We start from the raw sequence: 18,969 nt of genomic DNA on the forward strand, positions 1-18,969 counted from the left end.
TGTGCCGGGATCTTATGGATGCTTGGAGTCTGCGCACTATTCCCCGCGCGTGCCGAGAATGCAAACGGCGGGGCGGTGAAGACACGGATCATGGTCTTGGGCGACAGCATTACAGCGGGTTACGGACTGGACGATCCGCAGGAAGCCTACCCGGCGCTGCTGCAAAAGAAAATCGATGCTGTCGGGCTGCCTTACACAGTGGCGAATGCCGGGGTGAGCGGGGATACGACCGCCGGCGGTCTGCGACGGATCGCTTGGGCGCTGGGCCAGCAAGGCGCGGACGTGCTGGTGGTGGCGCTGGGTGGCAACGATGGCCTGCGCGGGATCTCACCGGAGCAGACCGAGCAGAACCTCGCGGGAATCATCGACAAGGCGCGCGAGAAAAAACCGGAGCTCAAGGTGATCGTGGCCGGCATGCAGATGCCTGAGAACATGGGCGCGGACTACATCACGAAGTTCAAGGAAGCCTTCCCGAAGGTGGCAAAGGACAAGAAGGCGGAACTGGTGCCCTTCTTGTTAGAGGGGGTCGGCGGCGTGGAGAATCTGAACCAGGACGACCGGATTCACCCGAACGTGGAAGGCCAGAAGAAGGTGGCGGACAACGTGTGGAAGGTGCTCGAGCCGCTTCTGAAGAAAGCGGAGAAGGTGCCCTGAGCCTACTCGTTCCAGCCTTCAGGAAACCGCGCCGCTGGGAAGATCCCGCGCGCCTCGGCGAGGAGTTCCGCCCGCTCTTCACGGAGATAGCGGCTGGAGACATGAAAAAGAACAAGATCTTCCACTCCGGCCTCGCTGGCCAAGGTGGCGACTTGGGCGGCGGTCATGTGGTAGTTCTTCTGCGCTAGCTCCAGATCGGCGGCGCGATATTGCGACTCACACACCACGTGGCGGCAACCGCTGATCCATGGGCGCAACTTCGCCAAGGCGGTTTCGTCTAACAGGAAGTCGGTCAGGTAAGCCACAGAGTCACCCGGAGTCGGGACCAGCAGCTCCGCACGCAAGTCGCCCGCGCGGCGGCCTTCTACCATGGCATCATCGGGCATCGCGTTGTGGTCCTTGAATGACTTCAGCCAAGGCCCCGGTCTGAGGCCCAGCGCAGCGAGCCGCTGGGAATCGATGTTCCAACGCGTCTTCTCCGTGACCTTATAGGCCATGCTGGCAGTCAGGTGATCGAGTTCCATCGCCTCCACGGTGAAGTCCTCTTCGTCCAGGATCAGCAGTCCATCACGAAAGATGGCCGGTTCCTCATGGGCGGTCTCGAAGGCCTCCGGCAACTCGTAGCGCCAAGTCTTGATCTCAGTCTCGCCGATGTCCGAGACCCGCCAGGTCGAGCCGAGGTTTTCGTGGAGGTTCCACAAGTAGCTGCGGAAGCGATGGTGGAGGATCTTCCCGGTTCCCGGTGGTCCCCAGATCCGGTTGTTGTCGCCATCGCGGGCGAAGTTCATCCGGAAGAAGCCATCGAAGCCCGCGATGTGATCCATGTGGAAGTGAGAGAAGAATACATGGTCGATCGCCATGACATCCGCTGGCGAGAGATCGGCCAAGCAGCCCTCGCCACAATCGAAGAGCAGGCGGCGCACGGCGTGGCCGCTATCGATCTCCACGTGGAGCGCGTTGTCCCGCCCGGCTGCGCCGAGCACCCGGAAGCGGATAGCCATACGGGAGGCAAGGAAGGCGAAGGTGAGATGTCAATCAAGGAGGGTGGGCTACTTCTTCCCGGCCTTGGCTGGCATTCCGCTGGGCTCAAGACCGGCGAGGCTGAAGATCTGGGCAAGCAGCTTTTGCACGGATTCCAAGCCGCGCTTGCCGGTATCGTAGTCCGGAGACCAGAGGGAGACGGTTTTGGTAGCGTAGGTCAGCGTGACCTTGGTGCCATCCTTTCCGCTGACTTGATCGGCCTTGGCCTTCGCCCAATCGACGCCGGGGAGCTCTTTCTTCAGGGCCGCGAGTTGAGCGGGCGTGATCTGGAGTTTGGAGGCCCGGGGCGATTTTTGATCTGCCGCTTTGGTTTCGAGCGCGAGCGCGCCGGAATCGTCGATCTGGATTTTCACCACTTGGTTCGGGATGCGCCGGGAGTGCTCGTAATCGAGTGAAACCAGCGGCTCAGCGGCGGTGGCGGTGGCGATGGCGGTTGCGGCGAGAAGGATGAGGCCGAGGAGTTTGTTCATGGAATGGGAGAGGTACGGAGTGCGGATGTGGTCACTTGCTGCCCCAACGGGGCAAACGTCAATAGCCCCGGGCAAGCATAGCGCAGCCCGGGGTATGGTGCGCGGGACAGATATGTGCCCTGAAGGGGCACCCGTAGTTCGGCTCAATCCCACACATATCGCTCGTCCCATTCCACTCCACAGCGTTTGAGGAGTCGGCGATATTCGTCCTGGAATGTCGTGACGCGATGATGCTCGGCTTGGTTGTTGATGTAATGTTCGACTTTCTCGCGATGGGTGGCGCTGATGGAGAATATGCCGTAGCCGTTTTGCCAGTGGAAGGAGAGCAGGCGTTTGTCGCGTTCCTTGAGCCACTTGGAGGAGCCGGCCTTGATCTCCTTTACCAACTCCGCGGGCGCAATCGTGCGGGGAAGGGAGATCAGGAGATGAATGTGGTCCGGCATGGAGCCAGCGGCTAACAGTACTCCATTGCGCTGGGAGATAATGCCGCCGATGTAGGAGTACAGGTCCTCGCGGAGATGATCCGGGATGATTGGCGCGCGGTCCTTGGTGGAGAAGACGAGATGAACGAGAAGGGAGGAGAGGGATTGCGGCATTGTCCCGAGAATGGTAGATCGGGGACGTGGGATCAAGAGAGGGCTACGGGTGCCCTTTCAGGGCACCTTTCCTCTACCGGTGAAAACCCCGGGCTGCGCGGTGCTTGCCCGGGGCTATTGGCGTTTGCCCCCTTGGGGCATAGAGGCAGGAGGTGACCCGGTGCCGTCTCCCGTTGGACGCCTGTGTTAGGCCCCAAGAAAACGACCGGAGCCGCTGATCAGGGCCACCTGTCGCGTACCGCTCACCTCACCAACTCCCGCTCCCTCTTCTGCTTCGGCTGGAAGGGGACCACGAAGGCGTCGTCGAAGTCGTAGACGTGGGCGAAGTCTTCGCGGGTGTCGCTGTCCTGCTTGCCGAACATCTGCTCCTCGATGAGGTGGAAGACCATCTCGCCGACGTCGGAGGTCCCGCGCAGGCCCCACTCGATCATGAGAGTGCCGGACATAGGGCCAAACTGCTGGAGGGCGAGGTCGCGGAAACCCTGGCAAAGTTCCACGCCGGTGACGTGGCGGCCTTCGCCGTCGTTGCTATCGGCCGCCCGCTTGAGGGTAAAGTCGAGCGACTCTTTCAAGAAGAGGTAGGCAAGGGGATCATAGCGCTTGTCGCGCTTGAAGATCGATTCGACGGCTTGTTCGAATTGCAGGGCCTTCATCCGGCGCGGAGAATGCCTGTAAGGCCGCCGCGAGTCAAAGCTGTTAGCGTGGATGACAGCCGCTGTTAGTAGCTTGGCGGCTACGTAATTTCCCCCCGCCTCAGTTGCCGAGGCGCTTGGCGATGTCCCCGAGCACCTCGTCCAACTGGGCGGGCGAGCTGATCTTCTGCGGCTGATCGAAGCCGACCCAGATGGCGGTGGAGCCCTTCGGGCCGAGCCGCGCGAGCCAGGCATCCCGTCCCGAGCCGGTCGCCCCACCGTAAACCCGGGTGCCAGCGGTGCTTTCCAACAGGGCCGCGGCCTCCTTCGCCGCCGGGGCGCCGATGGCCGGGCTGAGGTTGGGCTTGGCTTGGTAGAGGACCTTGCCGTCGGTGGTGGTGATCGATTGGATCAGGAAGGGCTTGGGGCGGTTGCCGCTGTTACCCAGCGTGGCGAGACCGGTGGCCAACTCCATCGGCGTGGCGGCGGCGATGCCGCGGAAAACGTCTTCCGATTCCTGGAAGGGGCCGGTGATGCCGCAGCGCTTGGCGATGCGGACAGTCTCCCGCGGGCCAATCTGGCGGCCGGTTTGCACCGGCTTGCCCGGCAGCACCAGCTTGCCGCGCTCGGAGGCGGCGGCGGCGATCCATGGCTCGAAGGCGGCCCCTAGGTCGCGGCGGGCACCGGTGCTGCGGTCGAAGCGGGAGTGCGCGTAGTCGCGGCCACCGACCAAGCCGAGGATACCGCCCGATTTGGTTTCCAGGGTGACGGCCGCACACTGGAGGTAGGTGGGCTCCTCGCCCGCCTGATAGCTCGCAAACACCGGATATTTCCAGTCCTTCGATTGCTCGATCTTGAGCAGGGAAGCTGCGAGATCGGCCTCCAGTCGTGCCTGCCAGCCGCTGTCCAGGGTGCTGTGGACGATCAGGCCGCCATCGCGGATGTCCTCGTCGTCGATGATCTCCTGGAGTTCCTTCTGCACCGCCTCCTGCACATAGGAGAGTTCGGTGGTGCGCTTCTCCTGCGGGACCAGCTTGATCGGGATCTTGCTGATGCGCTCGATGTCGGCATCGGTGACGAATTTCATCGTCTTCATCCGCGCCAGCACCTGCGACTCCTGTTCCTTGGCGGCGTCCAGATTGCGGAAGGGCGAGAAGATGTGCGGGCCGCGGATGATGCCGACGATCATCGCGCACTCGGCCTCGTTCAGAGCGGAGACCGGCTTGCCGAAGTAGGTCCGCGCCGCTTGGTCCACGCCATGGCAACCGGCCCCGAAGTAGATGCGGTTCAGGTAATTCGCGAGGATCTCGTCCTTCGAATACCTCGATTCGATCCGCAGGGTCAGGGCGATCTCCAGCAGCTTGCGGTGGATCGACTTTTCCTTCAGCTGCTTGTGCTCCTCGCCGTAGGTGTTGCGGGCCAGCTGCATGGAGAGGGTGGAAGCCCCCTGCGTGAACTTCCCGTCTCCAACGTTGCGGAAGGTGGCTCGCGCCAGACCGATGGGATCGACCCCCCAGTGGGTGTAGAAGTCCTTGTCCTCGCGGGCGCAGAGGGCATGCACCAGGAAATCCGGAAGATCCTTGCGGGTGATCAGGCTGCGGTTATTGCCGCCGGCACTGCCGATATGGGTGCCATTGCGGTCGAGGATCAGGGTCCGGGCCGGCATCTTGCCGACTTCCGCGAGATCGAAGCGCGAAGCCTCGGAAAAGAAGTAGAGAGCGACGATCAGACCGACGAGCGCCAGGAAGAAGCCTCCCCACAAGCTCCAGCGGATCAGCGTGCGCAGCCACTCCGGCATCCAGACCTGCCAGGCCGGAATTTTGCGGGTGCTACGCCAGGAAGACATATGGGGTTAGATCGGTGTTTTGTGGGTTTCCCTCTTACTCCTCTTCAACCGGGATGGCTTTCAGGGGCAGGGGAGCCTCTTCCTCGTCCTTGATCGGGCCGAGATCTATCGGCTCGGCCTTGAGGGCGGCCTCGTCCACGGTTTCGGCCTTGGGCGCGCCATCGACGGCCAAGTCGGCTTCGCTCACGGCGAGAGCCTTGGCCGGATGGATCGGGCAGAGTGCGTTTTCGGGCGGCAGCTCTTCCTTGGAAACGCTGTCGGTGTAGGCCTCGCCGGCGGCCTCGCAGCCGGGCGTGGCGCGCTTGCCGGAGGCGCGGCAGAGGCGGCACTCAACAAAGGAGAGCTGGGATTTGATGCCCTCCGCCTTGTAGTCGAGCTTATCGGCGGTCTTCATGATCTCCACCCATACCGGCAAGGCGAGGGTCGAACCGTAGCCCTTCTCGATGGTCTTCTTCGGGGTATCGAGGCCGACCCACACGGCGCAGGTGATGCTGGAGGTGTAGCCCGCGAACCACGCATCGCGATACTCGTTGGTGGTGCCGGTCTTGCCGCCGCAGGGCTTGAGGAAGCCCAGGGACTTCACGGCTGCCGCAGTGCCGCGCTCGGTGACTTCGCGGAGGATGTTGTTCACCGCCCAGGCCGAGCCGGGGCGGGTCGCCTCGTAGGATTTCGGCAGGTTCTGGAAGAGGATGTTCCCGTCGCGGTCGCGGATCTCGGAAATCAGCCGCGGCTGATAGCGCACTCCGACATTCGGGAAGATGGTGTAGGCGGAGGCGACCTCGTAGGTGCTCGCTTCCCAAGAGCCGAGGAAGGAGATCGGGCTCTTCGGCATCTTCGTCTTGAAGCCGACCGACTCCGCGACTTCGCCCACGGCGTCGATTCCCGCGCGGTTGCCGACACGCACGGACATGGTGTTGCGCGAGCGGATCAGGCCGACCGAGGCGGGCATGTAGCCGCCATATTTGCCGTCGGAGTTGTCGGGTGACCAGCCGCGGGCACCCTTGATCTCGCCACGGATCAGACGGCCGTCGTTGATCAGCGTGTCCGGGCGCAGGCCGGCATCGAAGCCAGCGACATAGACGAAGGGCTTGAAGACCGAGCCGATCTGGCGCTTGCCCTGCATCGCGCGGTTGAAACGCGATTCATCCGCATTCCGTCCGCCGACGACGGCGAGCACGGCACCGGTGAGGTTCTCGATCGCGACCACGCTGCCCTGGAGATACTGGGGCGGGGGCTTGTTCTCACCCGGCAGTTCCTTCCACGCCGCGCGCGTCTGGTGCTGGTAGCCGGGCGAGCGCTCGACTTGGCGGAGCTTGGCGTCGAGGGCGTCCTCGGCCTTCTTCTGCAGCAGGCTGTCGATGGTGGTGGTGATCTTCAGGCCACCCATCTCGATATTCTCACTCTCCAGGATCCGCTCGAGTTCCTGGCCGACGGCGTCCATCGCGTAGCTGTCGTGGAAAGACCGACGCCATTCCGGGCGGATATTGATCGGCTCCTTCTTGGCCGCCTCTGCCTGTTCCAGGGTGATGAATTGCTCCCGCACCATGCTGTCTAGAGTGGTGTCCCGCTCGTGGCGTGCGCCATCGATGGTCTTGAAGGGGGAGAAGGCATTCGGACCGCGGATGATCCCCGCGAGCAGAGCGGATTCGGAGAGGGTGAGCTCCTTGGCGCTCTTCTCGAAATAGGTCCGGGAGGCTTCTTCCAGACCGCGGATATTGTGCCCCAGGAAGACGCGGTTCAGGTAGTGCTGCATGATCTGCTGCTTGTCCGGATAAGCAGCTTCGAGGCGGTAGGAGACGGCGACTTCCAGGAGCTTGCGGTCCAGTTCCTGGATTTTCGGCGAGAAATTGAGCAGCTGGCTCTTGAGCGGGAAGGTATTGCGGGCGAGCTGCATGGTCAGGGTGGAGGCCCCTTGGGCCATGCCGCGGCGTTTGAAATTCTCGACCACCGAGCGTCCCACGCCGACCCAGTCCACGCCGCCGTGCTTGTAGAAGCGCTTATCCTCGCGGGCCAGGATCGCGAAAATGAAGTCCTGCGAGACATTGGCGATGTCGATGACGTCGCGTTTTTCGCCGTGGATCCGGCCGAGTTCCACGCCCTTGCGGTCGTAGACGATCGTGCGCTGGGGCATCTCCGCGACCTTGTTCATGTCGTAGGGCCGGGCGCGGACGTAGTAGATGACGCCCAGGGAGAAAGCCACGTAGAGCCCGGCGATGCAGAGGTCTCCGCCCAGGCGCAGCGGGATCCGGAGGAACTTCGGCAGCGGCCTGAGGAGCGCGTGGAAAATCAGGAAGGGCCAGAAAAGGATGATCGAGCCGAGTGCGGGCGGCCTGAATTCCGGCGTTTTCTTGCGGTTGGAAGCGCGTGGGTCGGCGGATTTACCGGAATTTTTGCCCGGGTCCTTCGAGGATGGATTCGGCATGGACTTGGTGAAATTACAGCGGATGATCCGCCGAGGCGATGGCGATGTGCCGGATCAGACGAAGACGGCGCGCGGTATCGCTTCGGTGTGTGACGAAGCGATGAAGCACAAAAGATTTTTCCATGGATTGGCCGGTGCCGCCCTCGGGGCGGCGTTGCTATGTCCGGCGTGGGCGCGAGATCCCGTGACCACGCTTGAGGACGTGCGCAAGCTCGAACAGAAAATCTCGGCCGTGGCAACCAAAGCCATGCCCGCGACCGTGGCGCTGATCTCCGAGGCCTCCGGCGCGTCCGGATCCGGCGTGATCACCTCCGCGGACGGGCTGATCCTGACCGCTGCCCACGTGATCGAGGGCGCGGAGACGGTCCAGGTGGTTTTCCCGGACGGCAGGCAGGCCACCGGCGAGGTTCTGGGCGCCAATTTGTCCAAGGACATCGGAATGGTCAAAATCAAGGAACCGGGTCCTTGGCCCTTCATTGAACGCGGCGAATCCAAGCCGCTTGAAGCGGGGGACTGGGTGATCGCAATGGGCCATTCCGCGGGATTTGACGCCGCGCGGACGCCGCCGGTGCGCTTCGGCCGGGTGGTTTCGGATGGCCCGGGGAATTTCCTGACCACGGATTGCACGCTGATCGGCGGGGATTCCGGCGGCCCGCTGTTCAATCTGGAAGGCAAGGTCGTGGGGATCAATTCCTCGATCGGCAAGGACCTGAAGAACAACAACCACGCGGGCGTGGACGGCTTCAAGGAAGACTGGGACCGCCTGATGGCCAAGGAAGTCTGGGGTGAACTCCAGATGAACCCGATGGCCAATCCCGAGCGTGCGAGCCTCGGCATTGCGATCGGCAATCCGGTCCGCGGTGGCGGTGTGATCGTCGAAGGTGTGTCCGCTCACGCCTCGAAGGCCGGACTGCGGCCGGGAGACGTGATCGTGACGATCGACGAAACGAAGGTCTCCGACGGAGGATTCTTGCAAAGGTTCCTCGCGAAGAAGCAGGCCGGAGACAAGGTCAAGCTCGTGATCAAGCGCGGCGGTGACTCGAAGGAATTGGAAGTGGAACTGATCAAGAAGGGAGAAATCAAGTGAGCTCTTTTCCGAAAATGAAAACGACTTTGATGGCGGTCCTGCTGACTGCGGCCATGCTCGGAACGAGCCACGCGCAGCGCCAGCGGCAAGCACGCGAGAGCGAGCCGGAGGTGCCGATGATGCGGCCGGAGGAGGCCCGCGCGATCCAGGCCCAGCGCTCGGAATTCTTTGACGCGATCCGCCCGGTGACCCAGACGGCCCGCCTGTCCACGGTGTGGATTTGGGCGGATACCGGCCGCGGCCGCAAGCCGGTCGGCTTCGGCACGGTGGTGGGGGATGGCAGCAAGGTGCTGACCAAGTGGAGCGAGATCGCGATGGCGGAAGGCACGATCCTGGTGGTCGGCCACGACAGCGCCTCCGCGAAGGCGACGGTGGCCGGCGTCTATCAAGAGGATGATCTGGCGATGCTGACCTTGGATGGCGCGAAGTTCCAACCGGTCACGCTGGCGAAGGGTGATGCCCCGAAGCTCGGCAAGATGCTGGTGGCGGCTTCCCCGGAAGACTCGCCGGCCGGATTCGGCGTGGTGGCGGTGGAGTCCCGTTCGCTGCGGGATTCGGACCAAGCCTTTCTCGGTGTCGGTCTTGAACCGAAATACAAGGGCAGCGGCGTGAAAATCGGTGAGATCCAGAAGGGCAGTGCTGCCTTGGATGCCGGACTTTCTGAGGGCGATGTGATCTTGGCTCTGGGCGGACGTTCCGTGAACAGCTCCTTCGAGCTGCGCAATGCGCTGACCGGCCATCGCCCCGGAGAGCGGGTCGAGGTCCGCTATCAGCGCGGCGGCAAGGATGCCGTGGCCAATGTCTTGCTCAAGGAGAAGAAGGAATACGAAGGCGTACCGAACGGCCGCCTGCGGATGATGGAGCGGATGGGAACCAATCCCAGCTTGGTGCGCAGCGGCTTCCCCGCGGCGCTCCAGACCGACATGCCGCTGGAGCGTGATCGCTGCGGTGGCCCGGTCGTGGATCTGGACGGCAAGGTGATCGGTATCGCCATCGCCCGCGCCGACCGCACCCGGAGCTTCATCATTCCATCAGCGCACCTGACGCAGATTTTGGCCACCGATCCGAGCAGCGTGGACGCCGCCCGCCTCGCGATGGAGAAGGAAGAACAAGACCGCCAGGCCGTGGCGCAGAATCAACAGGACGACGAGGACGGCGGCGGCCGTCCGGCTCCCCGGATGGTGCCGATGAAGCGCCAGTCCGCCGAAGCCCTGCGCCGTCACCTCACCGACATGGAGCGCCTGATGGAGCGCATGCGCGAGGAGATGGAAGGAATGGATGAAGGGGAGTGAAGAAGGAAATCACCAATCACTGAACCTCCGATCATCCATCGGAATGTTTTGAAGAGAAAAGGGCGCAAGCATCAGCTTGCGCCCTTTTGATTGGAAGGCTGGTGATTTGTCTGCCCCTCAGAGGCAGACGCGGCGGAACAGCTCGTCGAGCGGCAATTGCATGCCGATGTAGAAGTCGCCGAACTCGGCGAAGCGGGCGGAGACTTCGTCGAAGCGCATCTCGTAGACGATCGACTTGATGTCGATGGTGTCCTTGGCGAGCAGGGTGACGCCCCACTCGTGTTCATCGAGGCCGGTGGAACCGGTGATGAGCTGGAGGATGCGGCCGGAGTAGGTGCGGCCGACGCGGGCGTGGCCGGCCATGAATTCGCGGCGAGCCTCGTAGTCGAGGGAATACCAGTTGTCGCTGCCGCTGCGGCGCTTGGACATGGGGTAGAAGCAGACCACCGGCCAATCCGGCAGCACCGGATAAAGGCGGTGCTGGAGGTAGTGGGCCATGCGGTCGTCGAACTCCTTCAGCGCCTGCTCGAACTCCGGCGTGCCTTCGCTGAGCCCCTTTTCACCGATCAGGGTCTCCTTGGCGTATTGCTCGGAGCTGGTGGTGTATTCGGAGCGCTCGGTCTGCGAGAGGTAGGAGTAGGCCGGGCTGAGGATCTCCGGCCCGAGGGAAAGCGTGAGCTGCTTCTCGAAGGCATTCGCGACCTGCAGGTCAGGCGTGAGCAGCATGAAGCCGAGGTCCGCCTTTGGGGTGGCAATGGCGAAGGTCAGCAGGTGGGTGTCCTTGGTGGCGCGGATTTCCTGCACCAGTTCGGCGAGGCGGGTCTTGGCAACACGCTTCTCGTCGTCGCCCAGGATCGACCACTGTGCGTGGTCCACATGATAGAAGAGATGCATCACGTGCCAGCCTTCGCGCGGCACCAGGGGCGAGATGGAGGTTTCTGACATGGCTGAAAATGAAAACTAACGGCGCGAGCGCTTGATGGGGAGGACGGCGAGGGGCTTGAAGCTGGAAGATCCGCCGTCGATGGAGCTGCCTTCGCGGACCTCGATCGTCCACGGCGCGGTTTCGCTGGTCAGGTAAGCGTTGAAGTCACCGTCGCTGGGGAAGCCGTCGGTGGCGGTGACGGTGATCTTGGTGTTGCCGTTGGCCGAGAACTTGCCGCCCTGGAAGCCACGGGTGATCACGTCACCAATCTTCTCGCCGGTCTGGTTGCGGAACTCGAAGCGCAGTGCGCCTTGGGAAGAGGCGGGATCGAGGGCGACCTCGACCACCGGGATCATCGCCGCCTCGCGCTTGACCTTCTCGGCATCCGGGCCGTCACGGATGGGTGCACGCCAGAAGGTATCCGCGGAGACGACCGCCGAGTGCTCGCCTTTGAGCGGGAAATCCGGAGTCTTGGCGTGCGGGCTCTGGAAGGAGAGCTGGGTGAAGAAGCGGGAAAGCACCCAAATGGCGCCGAGCAGGAGCAGGAAGGCGACGGCGGCGAGGCCGATCAGTTCCTTCGGCTTGGGCTTGGGGAGAGTCAGGGTTCCGGCGGGAGCGGAGGGCTCGGAACGCGGGCGATTTTCGCGGCGCGGGGCTTCCTCTGCCGGGGCTGCTTGAGTTTCCGCAGGGATTTTAGCAACCGCCGGAGCGGTGGGTGCAGGCTCTTCCTCCTCGTCGGGCAAGACCAGCAGCACGGCGTCGCTCTCCTCCTCTTCCTCGTCCTGCTCCTCCAGTTCGCCGATCTCGTCATAGGGCGAGGCCGAAGACTGGGGATTGAGGATGGCCTTGCGCTCGACCGGGGCCGGGGCGGGGGACTTGCCGCGCTGGACCGCCTTTTTCGACGGATCGTCGGGGTTGATCTCGGTGGGTGGCTTCGGTGCCGATGGCGGCGCACTGGGGCGCTTGATCGTCATTTCGACCGGATCCTCATCCAAGTTCCAGAGATCGCTCTCGGTGGTCTCCTTATTGAGTTCGGAGGCCGCGGGTCGACTACGGTCCGGCGAACCGGTATTGCTGGGTGGATCCGCGGGCATGGGTGAAAGCGCGCCCGGTTTAGGAATCTCCCGCGTTCTTGGCCAGTGGAATTCTCGCCTGCGGGAAAGCGGCCGGGCACCATCTGTGCTACCCTAGGCAGGAAGCCACCATGCTCCACCGCAAAAAGGGTTGCATGCGCGCCCCGCTGGCGCGATGCAATCGCCAGCAAGTAGCATTTCTTTCCTCCTTTTCCCCGATGGCCGACCGCGAAGACAAGAATCCGGAGAACGTGACAGGCAAGTTCTATGTCGATAGCCAGTGCATCGACTGCGACCTGTGCCGCGAGACCGCTCCGAACAATTTCACCCGCTCCGACGACGAGGGCTACTCATACGTGTATAAGCAGCCGGTTAACGACGAGGAGAAGGCTCAGTGCCGGGAAGCCATGGAGGGCTGCCCGGTGGAAGCGATCGGCGAAGACGGCGAAGAATAAGCCTTTTCCATTCATGGCCAAGGAATCCCGGCTGGAGGCGATGCGACGCGCGATCCTCCGGGAATGGCGGGGAGGCGACGAGCCGGCCCGTTTTGACGCCTCGGTGCATCTCCCCAAGGAGTTCCTTGCGGGAATCCTGCGCCAGGCCGGGGCTACGGAGGGAATCGACGAAGAGCGCCTGCGGGCGATGTGGAAGGAAGTGGCGGGGGACTTCGTGTCACGCCACGCCACTCCTGTGTCGCTCAAGGGTGGCTGCCTGACACTGCATGTGCTGCAGCCGGCTATCCGCTTCCAGTTAGAGCAGACGCGCGGGGTCCTGTTGAAGAATATTCAGGAAGCGGCGGGGGCGGGCTTGGTGAAGAGCATCCGCTTTATGGTGGGTTGAGGGAACGGTTGCATGGATGTGCGCAGGTTCCCCTTGTTCAATGGCTTAGGGGGTTTTTTCGGCACTTTTGGCACGCCAGCGAGTTATGAGGCCAATAAGTAGAAGGTCCCGGCGGCTTCTTGTTTAAGTCCCACGAATATAGGAGGCTCATAGCGATCAAGTTCCCTGAAGTCCCTTCGGGCGCTTGAGCCATCCAACCCGCTTTCAGGTCGAGTCCCACCTCTTCCGGAAGCGCAGCACCCCCGCAGAATCTCTGCGGAAAAATCCCCCGAACCCCCTTACAGTTAACCAGCCATGGATCCGCGGACTCTCCTCCGTGCGAGTGCTCTGTGCCTCGCGCTCTGTAGCCTAGTGCCTTGCGCCCAAGCGCAGGTGGAATGCTGGGCTCCCGGCATGAACGGCTCGGTCACCCTCACTGAGGGCAATCGTTCGCGCCTCGTCTCGCTCGGCAAACCCTATCGCTATGATGTCTTTGGCGTGGCGGGAAAACTTACCCTCGGTAATAGCGCGGCCAGTACCGTGCTGCTCAGCAATCAGTTTCGTGAGAAATTGCTGGGGTTGATTCCCACCGGCGCGGTGGTGAACTCGACGGCCTACGTGACCCTGCAGACGGGGCTGCTGAACCTCTATCCCGAGAGGCTCTCCGTGAGCGGCAGCACGCCCGGGACCTCGGTGGGGCCGCGTTACCAGTATGGTCCGCTGTGGACCCTGAGCGACCCCCAACACAAGGCGGACGTGAACCTGAATTTCCACTTGGTGGGGTCCGGGCTCTTGGGTGCCCTGCTGTCTGTGCCGTCATACTACAACCTGAATCCCAGCGGCTACTTCTACGTGCTGGGTGAGTATCACGCCGCGCCACCGGTGATGACGGGGACCATGACGATCTCCTCGAACTCGGTGCTGAATGGCAGTGCGGTTCCGATCTCCTTCCAAATCAACCGCAAGGAGCTTCCACCGGTCTATCGCCCGCCCTTCCTCGGCCTGGACCTGGGGGATCTGAATCTGACGGTGCTCGGCACGCCGCCCTCATCCTCCCAATCCGGCAACGGGGGCCTGCTCAATCTACCCGCTATCCAGGCACCGGACCTCCTCAGTCTGACCATCGACCTCAGCGGCCTCCAAGGCCAAGGCTGGAAAAAAGTTTCCCGGACACCATGAAACTGCTGCTGAAGATCATCGCGGCATTGATCGTGTTCCAAGCCATCGTGGCGCATGCGGAAGAAGAGCCGGAAGCACGGCGCTCCGGGACCGGACCGGAATATCTGCCCGAGCATCCCACGGGGCCTTCCCAAGACTTGACTGGAGACGAGGAGTTGGCCGCGAAGCGCGCGGAAGCAGGCCAGCCGAAGGTGCTGCCGAAGACTCCGAAACCCTTCTCGCTGGCGGAGCTCTCGCAATTCCTTGGGGAAGGTGAAAGCAGCGTGATCCTGCCGAAGGGCTCGGTTCTCTACTGTCCGGAGACGCTGGCTGCGCGAATTCTGAAAGCGCCCCACGGTACGCTGGTCACTTGGACCGACTTCCTGATTGCCCACCGCAGCTGGGTCTGCACGCGCGAAGTGAGCATGGAGCAGATCCGCGGCGATGCTGGCTTCACCGATGCGGACCGCGCCGTCTTCACCGGTGGCGGGAAAGTCGTGATCGCCACCTTCCGCGGCAATCCCGTGACCGTTCTGTCTCCGCCTGTTCCTGCCTCGACCGCCTCCTCCCACAAGCCATGAAACCCCTCCTCCTTTGCAGTGCCTTGATTGTGGCCGCCGGCCTGCCTGCCCGGGCAGTCGACTTCGTGCGGCAGATCCAGCTCATCCGCGGCCAATCCGTGGTCTATGACATCCCATTGACGGGAACGACCGGCGAGGTTCTCTCCAAACCCCTGGAGGGTGATGGGGCGATCCTGCAGCTCTACGCCTTTGAGGACGAGCAGTACAATCCCTGGAGCCTGCTGGACCTGAATGCGGGAACCTTGGCGCATGCGAATGTCTCGCTCGACTCGCACCTGCTCGATCTGGATTTGCTGGGCATCCATCTGGACATCATCCTTGGAGGATCCGGTGACCCAGACCCAGTGGCCAAGCTGCTCGATGAAAAGGCGGTGGGCACCTACCTGCCGGAAGCGACGGTGACGCTGCGCTCGGAGGATCCCTACCAGCCGCCGCGGACGCGGGCCGACCGGCCCTATGGCTTCGGCATTTCCGTGCGCAAGCTGGCCGATCCCAGCGACCCGCGTGGCGGCATCACCAAGACCCGCGTGGACCGGGATTTCAAAATCTACCATCCACAGCTCTATGTGCCCTACCCGAACGGAGCGGGACAGGGGAGCTACGACGAGTCCTTCGAATTCAGTCGCAACGGTGACTTCACCGACAGCACCGTCTATCAGATGCTGCCCTTCGGGAGGCCGACCAAGGCGGTGGGCGAGGAAACTTTCACGGCGAAGGTGCCCTTGGGCAGCTCGGGCAGCCAAGTGGCGATCGGCTCGGCGACGATTCAGATCTGGCCGGTGTCCGAAGCGGTGGTGGAGAATATTGAGGCTGGCAAGCGCTACACCGCGGTGCCATCGGCGGCCCGCGTGGTCTGCACCGATCTGTATCCGGACAGCGTGACCTATGCGCAGATTTATCCCGGGGCCCCGGTGCTGGGGAAGGTTGGCAGGGTGATCGCTTCCTCGGTCGTGTCCTTCAATACCTACGCGCCGCAGAATGCGGTGGTGCCACTGAGCGTGACTGATGCGGACGTAGGGCCGGACGGGACCTATACCATCGAGGTGCTGACGACGACGCCCTTCAACAACCGCCAGCCGGAACGAGTGAGCTACGTGAGCTTCGATCTCGACCGGACGATCGAGGTCCACGGGAACCTGGTAAATTCGGAGGGGAACTAGGCGGCGAGTCCCTGGAGCGAGGTGATCCCCTCGGTCCTGTGGGCGGCTGTGTGGTTCCCGGTGATGGTCCGGTCTGCGGGAGCGGGCCTTGATTGGTGGAAGTTTCCCCCCTTTCCATCGGTCGCACCGGGAGCCATTCCTCCGCTCAGAGGATCGGGGAGATCATCCCGCTTGATTTCGTTTCGTTGGGTTTCGTGATTGGAAGATTGGCGGGAGCTGGTTTCCTGTGTGGAAACCTTCCCATAATGTTCCGCAATTTCATTTTCGATTGGTCCGGCACCTTGGTCGATGACCTGCCGCCAGTGCTGGAGGCCACCAATGCCGTGCTGGCGATCTACGGAAAGCCGGCGCTGGACCGGGAGGAGTTCCGGCGGGTCTTCCGGTTGCCGTACCGGGAGTTTTACGAGGAGATGCTGCCCGGGGTCCCGCTGGAGGAGCTGGAGGTGCACTTCCGTAAGGCCTTCAATGAGAGCAAGGCGGCGGTGACCGTCCTGCCGCACGCGCGGGAAAAGCTGGAGTGGTGCCGGCAGCACGGGGTCCGTGCCTTCGTGCTGACCAGCATGGACAGCGAGGCCTTCAAGCGGCAGCTGGCGGATCTGGGGCTGGCGGGATATTTTGAGGCGACCTACTCGGGGGTCCTGGACAAGCGCGAGCTGATCCACGAGATCCTGACCAAGCACCGGCTGGTGGCGGAGGAGACTGCCTTTATTGGGGATATGACCCATGACGTGGACACGGCACGGCACGGCAAGCTGACCTCCATCGCGGTGCTCACGGGGTATACCTTGGCGGGGCCTCTGTCCGAGGCTCGGCCGGATCTAACAGTGCCCGACCTTGATGCGCTGCGGCGCTTTGTGGGCCGTCCCGGATTCCGGCCACGGCCGGTGGCAACGGTAGGGGCGCTGCTGCACAACGGGCAGGGCAAGCTGCTGATGCTGCGTACGCACAAGTGGGGCCACCGCTGGGGCATCCCGGGTGGGAAGATTCGACGCGGCGAGAGCACGGAGGATGCGCTGCGCCGCGAGGTGAAGGAGGAGACGGGCCTCGATATCGATCGCATCCGCTTCGTGATCGTGCAGGATTGCATCGACTCGCATGAGTTCCTACGGCCGGAGCACTTCCTGCTGCTGAACTACGTGGCACGGGTGAAGGCCGGGGAAGTGACCCTGAACGAGGAAGCGCAGGACTATCGCTGGGTCACTCCAGCGGAGGCGATGGGGCTGGATCTGAACCGGCCGACGCGGACGCTGTTAGTCGAGGCGCTGAATCAAGGGATTATTGAGCATCCGGTGTGAGGGGGCAGTGGTTGGCGTTTGAGCCCGCGTGATCCGGAGGACGAGTGAGATGCCGGTGGCCAAGAGGATCCAGCTTAGGGTGGAGGCGATCTTTCCGAATAGTATGAATAGGGGGGGATCGCCCGGGATAGGGAAAACCCGGTCAACGAACAGACTCGCGTAACCCGGGATGATGTAACGGATCACGACCAAGGCCCACCACGCGATGACCAAGCCGTCGGCACTCTTGCCGAGCGAGACTCGCGCGATGCCTCGCATGGCGCGATAAGGGATCACGAAATTGGCCAGGGGAATGAAGTACCCGCCAGCGGCTTTGCCGGGAGTGACGGGCATCTGGGAGGGATCGATTTTCCGGGCATTCCATGCGGCGCGATATTTCCAACAGAGGAAGAGGATGCCAGTGGTCAAACAGAGGGTGATATAGGTCAGGTAGTGCGTTCTTGGTGTGGCTATATGGGGAAAGAATTTGCCCACGGCCCAAGTGCCGAAGACCGTCATGAAGTAAAAGAAACAGGAAAGATAGGCGAGATGCCGGGGATTCTTGATGCCCTCCAAGTCCAAGGCAGGCGAGGTGTCGATGTCCGCTGGTCCTTCTCGAGGGGCGGCATAAGGATTTGTGTCCGGTGAGGGCATTTGTCGGGGTTGCTAGGGAAGGAGGCTGCAAACGTCCAACTGTCACGCCGCGCGTGTCACTTCAGCTGCTGATATCGACTCGGTCCTAATGATGCGCGGCTTCGTTTGGGGAGTATTTCTCCAAGCCGCGGGTAATCCGGATCACCAGAGCGATGCCCAGGATCGCATCCAGAGTGCGCAGCACGAGGTAAGCTGTGCTCTGCACATAGTTTGCGGTGAAGCTGGCGTCTTGACTGTGGATCAACGCGTCGATCACGGCGACGTAGATGGGGGCGATGTAAGTGAGGACAGCAATGACCCACCAGCCGACGACATGGGCGTGGCCCGAGGGCGCGAGGGCGATCCGGGCGATGCGGTTCATGGCCTGGTAGGGTAGCACCAGATTCAAAATGGGCAGGAAGTAGCTGCCGACCGCACGGCGGGGAGGAAAGGCTGTGGCGGGGGCGATGGCCTGGGCGCAGGCGGCGGCCTGATAGACCCAGAGCAGGAAGAGCACCCAAGAGCCCATGTGCAGGATGGAGAAGACCGTGCGGTAGGGAAGGGCGATATGCTGGGGGATGCGGAAGCCAAGCGCGGCTGCCAAGACGAAAAGCAGGGACATCAGGATGGCCACGCCATGGGGCACGCAGGCGAGCCATGCGAGGAGGCGAGGGGATTCCCTAGGGACGGAGGGGCCGGGCTGGTCGGCATCGGCTCGTGGGGTCTCATAGGGATTTTCCGAGGGGGGGACGGACATTCGCGGGGAGACTAGCGGAGCCGGCGGCGCTGTCGATACGAGCGTGCGAATGGGGGAATCGTTCCGCCACGCGAGCTTGATTTGCCGGGCGCAGAGGCGATGATGCAGCTGTTGTGCCTGAAGTGATGTCCATGCCGATTGCGATGGCGCCCTGCCTGCTCGCGGCCACCGCCATCAATTCCGGGCATGCCCTGATCGTGGCGATGATCGCCACGGTGGTGGGCATCCTGAGTACGCTGGGTTGGCGGGCTGGGCGTGCGATGATGAAGGATCCAGGGGGCTACCGCCGCGCACTGCTGGCGAAGGGCAGCGGGCATCCGCTGGCCATGCTCTGGACCCGCCGGGATGGCGAGCGGGATCTGCGCCGCTGGGGAGTGTGGTTTTCCCGGCTGGCTCTTTACTATGCGGTCTTTTCTTTCGGCCTCGCGGGAACGCTGCTCACGCTCGCGGTGATGGAGCGTGCGGGGATGACGCACGCGGTTAAGCCCATCGCCGAGTTCCTCTCGAAGCTCGAAGCGGGCTTGTCGAAGGGGGCGAGGGGCTGAGCGG

At 62.9% G+C, this 18,969-nt stretch carries 20 protein-coding genes; 10 read left to right on the forward strand and 10 right to left on the reverse strand.

Annotated features, from left to right (window positions below):
- Positions 1-75: 75 nt before the first annotated feature.
- Complete coding sequence (locus tag BV071_RS31045; protein ID WP_265595124.1) at positions 76-654, forward strand: arylesterase; 579 nt, start codon at positions 76-78, stop codon at positions 652-654.
- Between the two features lie 2 nt (positions 655-656).
- Here the strand turns inward: BV071_RS31045 and BV071_RS31050 are convergent, their stop codons facing one another.
- The 6 genes from BV071_RS31050 to BV071_RS31075 all read right to left on the reverse strand — a co-directional run bounded on the left by BV071_RS31050 (position 657) and on the right by BV071_RS31075 (position 7,661).
- Positions 657-1,655 carry an MBL fold metallo-hydrolase gene (locus tag BV071_RS31050; RefSeq protein WP_035615905.1) on the reverse strand — a complete coding sequence of 333 codons (999 nt, stop codon included), beginning with the start codon at positions 1,653-1,655 and terminating at the stop codon, positions 657-659.
- A gap of 48 nt (positions 1,656-1,703) precedes the next feature.
- On the reverse strand, positions 1,704-2,165 hold the full coding sequence (locus BV071_RS31055; protein ID WP_035615908.1) for a hypothetical protein: 462 nt from the start codon (positions 2,163-2,165) through the stop codon (positions 1,704-1,706).
- Between the two features lie 143 nt (positions 2,166-2,308).
- The gene (gene tnpA / locus BV071_RS31060; protein WP_035615910.1) at positions 2,309-2,761 is read right to left on the reverse strand and encodes an IS200/IS605 family transposase; all 453 of its coding nucleotides are present in this window, start codon (positions 2,759-2,761) and stop codon (positions 2,309-2,311) included.
- Positions 2,762-3,003: 242 nt separating this feature from the next.
- Positions 3,004-3,414 carry a Minf_1886 family protein gene (locus tag BV071_RS31065; RefSeq protein ID WP_035615911.1) on the reverse strand — a complete coding sequence of 137 codons (411 nt, stop codon included), beginning with the start codon at positions 3,412-3,414 and terminating at the stop codon, positions 3,004-3,006.
- A 100-nt stretch (positions 3,415-3,514) separates the two neighbouring features.
- Positions 3,515-5,239 (reverse strand): transglycosylase domain-containing protein, encoded by a 1,725-nt coding sequence (locus tag BV071_RS31070; protein WP_035615913.1) that lies wholly within the window; start codon positions 5,237-5,239, stop codon positions 3,515-3,517.
- 34 nt (positions 5,240-5,273) lie between these two features.
- Positions 5,274-7,661, reverse strand: a complete 2,388-nt coding sequence (locus BV071_RS31075) for a transglycosylase domain-containing protein (RefSeq protein WP_035615915.1) — start codon at positions 7,659-7,661, stop codon at positions 5,274-5,276.
- 22 nt (positions 7,662-7,683) lie between these two features.
- Here BV071_RS31075 and BV071_RS31080 point away from each other — a divergent pair, with 22 nt between their 5' ends.
- Both BV071_RS31080 and BV071_RS31085 read left to right on the forward strand, forming a co-directional pair.
- A complete protein-coding gene (locus BV071_RS31080; RefSeq protein ID WP_265595125.1) occupies positions 7,684-8,748 on the forward strand; it encodes a S1C family serine protease in 1,065 nt (354 codons plus the stop codon).
- Between the two features lie 14 nt (positions 8,749-8,762).
- Entirely contained in the window at positions 8,763-10,040 is a 1,278-nt protein-coding gene (locus BV071_RS31085; RefSeq protein ID WP_035615920.1) for a PDZ domain-containing protein, read from the forward strand.
- A gap of 117 nt (positions 10,041-10,157) precedes the next feature.
- Here BV071_RS31085 and hemQ read toward each other — a convergent pair whose 3' ends face one another.
- Both hemQ and BV071_RS31095 read right to left on the reverse strand, forming a co-directional pair.
- Positions 10,158-10,985: a hydrogen peroxide-dependent heme synthase gene (gene hemQ / locus BV071_RS31090; RefSeq protein ID WP_035615922.1), complete on the reverse strand. Its 828-nt coding sequence runs from the start codon at positions 10,983-10,985 to the stop codon at positions 10,158-10,160.
- A 15-nt stretch (positions 10,986-11,000) separates the two neighbouring features.
- A complete protein-coding gene (locus tag BV071_RS31095; RefSeq protein ID WP_035615924.1) occupies positions 11,001-12,059 on the reverse strand; it encodes a hypothetical protein in 1,059 nt (352 codons plus the stop codon).
- Positions 12,060-12,256: 197 nt separating this feature from the next.
- Between BV071_RS31095 and BV071_RS31100 the strand changes: the two genes are divergently transcribed.
- From BV071_RS31100 to BV071_RS34595, 6 genes are all read left to right on the forward strand, one after another.
- The gene (locus tag BV071_RS31100; RefSeq protein ID WP_035615926.1) at positions 12,257-12,493 is read left to right on the forward strand and encodes a ferredoxin; all 237 of its coding nucleotides are present in this window, start codon (positions 12,257-12,259) and stop codon (positions 12,491-12,493) included.
- Between the two features lie 13 nt (positions 12,494-12,506).
- Positions 12,507-12,878 carry a DUF721 domain-containing protein gene (locus BV071_RS31105; RefSeq protein ID WP_035615928.1) on the forward strand — a complete coding sequence of 124 codons (372 nt, stop codon included), beginning with the start codon at positions 12,507-12,509 and terminating at the stop codon, positions 12,876-12,878.
- 393 nt (positions 12,879-13,271) lie between these two features.
- On the forward strand, positions 13,272-14,036 hold the full coding sequence (locus BV071_RS31110; RefSeq protein WP_035615930.1) for a hypothetical protein: 765 nt from the start codon (positions 13,272-13,274) through the stop codon (positions 14,034-14,036).
- Complete coding sequence (locus tag BV071_RS31115; protein WP_035615933.1) at positions 14,033-14,596, forward strand: hypothetical protein; 564 nt, start codon at positions 14,033-14,035, stop codon at positions 14,594-14,596. Before BV071_RS31110 ends, BV071_RS31115 begins: the two co-directional genes overlap by 4 nt.
- Positions 14,593-15,756, forward strand: coding sequence for a hypothetical protein (locus tag BV071_RS31120; RefSeq protein ID WP_265595126.1), 1,164 nt, complete (start codon positions 14,593-14,595; stop codon positions 15,754-15,756). Before BV071_RS31115 ends, BV071_RS31120 begins: the two co-directional genes overlap by 4 nt.
- A 245-nt stretch (positions 15,757-16,001) precedes the next feature.
- A complete protein-coding gene (locus BV071_RS34595) occupies positions 16,002-17,051 on the forward strand; it encodes an NUDIX domain-containing protein (RefSeq protein ID WP_075091057.1) in 1,050 nt (349 codons plus the stop codon).
- Here the strand turns inward: BV071_RS34595 and BV071_RS31135 are convergent.
- Together BV071_RS31135 and BV071_RS31140 are read right to left on the reverse strand one after the other, a co-directional pair.
- Positions 17,007-17,684: a DUF4328 domain-containing protein gene (locus BV071_RS31135; RefSeq protein WP_035615938.1), complete on the reverse strand. Its 678-nt coding sequence runs from the start codon at positions 17,682-17,684 to the stop codon at positions 17,007-17,009. The two genes, BV071_RS34595 and BV071_RS31135, sit on opposite strands and share 45 nt — an antisense overlap.
- Before the next feature lie 85 nt (positions 17,685-17,769).
- Positions 17,770-18,420, reverse strand: coding sequence for a DUF4328 domain-containing protein (locus tag BV071_RS31140; RefSeq protein ID WP_081886358.1), 651 nt, complete (start codon positions 18,418-18,420; stop codon positions 17,770-17,772).
- Positions 18,421-18,545: 125 nt separating this feature from the next.
- Here BV071_RS31140 and BV071_RS31145 point away from each other — a divergent pair, with 125 nt between their 5' ends.
- Complete coding sequence (locus tag BV071_RS31145; protein ID WP_265595127.1) at positions 18,546-18,965, forward strand: hypothetical protein; 420 nt, start codon at positions 18,546-18,548, stop codon at positions 18,963-18,965.
- The last annotated feature ends 4 nt before the right edge of the window (positions 18,966-18,969 follow it).

The organism is Haloferula sp. BvORR071 (assembly GCF_000739615.1).
GTDB lineage: Bacteria > Verrucomicrobiota > Verrucomicrobiia > Verrucomicrobiales > Akkermansiaceae > Haloferula.

What these genes read in the sequence shown, in the direction of transcription:
- BV071_RS31050 (WP_035615905.1), bottom strand. Translation starts at nt 1,655, where the DNA reads ATGGCTATCCGCTTCCGGGTGCTCGGCGCAGCCGGGCGGGACAACGCG.
- BV071_RS31055 (WP_035615908.1), bottom strand. Translation starts at nt 2,165, where the DNA reads ATGAACAAACTCCTCGGCCTCATCCTTCTCGCCGCAACCGCCATCGCC.
- tnpA (WP_035615910.1), bottom strand. Translation starts at nt 2,761, where the DNA reads ATGCCGCAATCCCTCTCCTCCCTTCTCGTTCATCTCGTCTTCTCCACC.
- BV071_RS31065 (WP_035615911.1), bottom strand. Translation starts at nt 3,414, where the DNA reads ATGAAGGCCCTGCAATTCGAACAAGCCGTCGAATCGATCTTCAAGCGC.
- BV071_RS31070 (WP_035615913.1), bottom strand. Translation starts at nt 5,239, where the DNA reads ATGTCTTCCTGGCGTAGCACCCGCAAAATTCCGGCCTGGCAGGTCTGG.
- BV071_RS31075 (WP_035615915.1), bottom strand. Translation starts at nt 7,661, where the DNA reads ATGCCGAATCCATCCTCGAAGGACCCGGGCAAAAATTCCGGTAAATCC.
- BV071_RS31080 (WP_265595125.1), top strand. Translation starts at nt 7,684, where the DNA reads ATGATCCGCCGAGGCGATGGCGATGTGCCGGATCAGACGAAGACGGCG.
- BV071_RS31085 (WP_035615920.1), top strand. Translation starts at nt 8,763, where the DNA reads ATGAAAACGACTTTGATGGCGGTCCTGCTGACTGCGGCCATGCTCGGA.
- hemQ (WP_035615922.1), bottom strand. Translation starts at nt 10,985, where the DNA reads ATGTCAGAAACCTCCATCTCGCCCCTGGTGCCGCGCGAAGGCTGGCAC.
- BV071_RS31095 (WP_035615924.1), bottom strand. Translation starts at nt 12,059, where the DNA reads ATGCCCGCGGATCCACCCAGCAATACCGGTTCGCCGGACCGTAGTCGA.
- BV071_RS31100 (WP_035615926.1), top strand. Translation starts at nt 12,257, where the DNA reads ATGGCCGACCGCGAAGACAAGAATCCGGAGAACGTGACAGGCAAGTTC.
- BV071_RS31105 (WP_035615928.1), top strand. Translation starts at nt 12,507, where the DNA reads ATGGCCAAGGAATCCCGGCTGGAGGCGATGCGACGCGCGATCCTCCGG.
- BV071_RS31110 (WP_035615930.1), top strand. Translation starts at nt 13,272, where the DNA reads ATGAACGGCTCGGTCACCCTCACTGAGGGCAATCGTTCGCGCCTCGTC.
- BV071_RS31115 (WP_035615933.1), top strand. Translation starts at nt 14,033, where the DNA reads ATGAAACTGCTGCTGAAGATCATCGCGGCATTGATCGTGTTCCAAGCC.
- BV071_RS31120 (WP_265595126.1), top strand. Translation starts at nt 14,593, where the DNA reads ATGAAACCCCTCCTCCTTTGCAGTGCCTTGATTGTGGCCGCCGGCCTG.
- BV071_RS34595 (WP_075091057.1), top strand. Translation starts at nt 16,002, where the DNA reads ATGTTCCGCAATTTCATTTTCGATTGGTCCGGCACCTTGGTCGATGAC.
- BV071_RS31135 (WP_035615938.1), bottom strand. Translation starts at nt 17,684, where the DNA reads ATGCCCTCACCGGACACAAATCCTTATGCCGCCCCTCGAGAAGGACCA.
- BV071_RS31140 (WP_081886358.1), bottom strand. Translation starts at nt 18,420, where the DNA reads ATGTCCGTCCCCCCCTCGGAAAATCCCTATGAGACCCCACGAGCCGAT.
- BV071_RS31145 (WP_265595127.1), top strand. Translation starts at nt 18,546, where the DNA reads ATGTCCATGCCGATTGCGATGGCGCCCTGCCTGCTCGCGGCCACCGCC.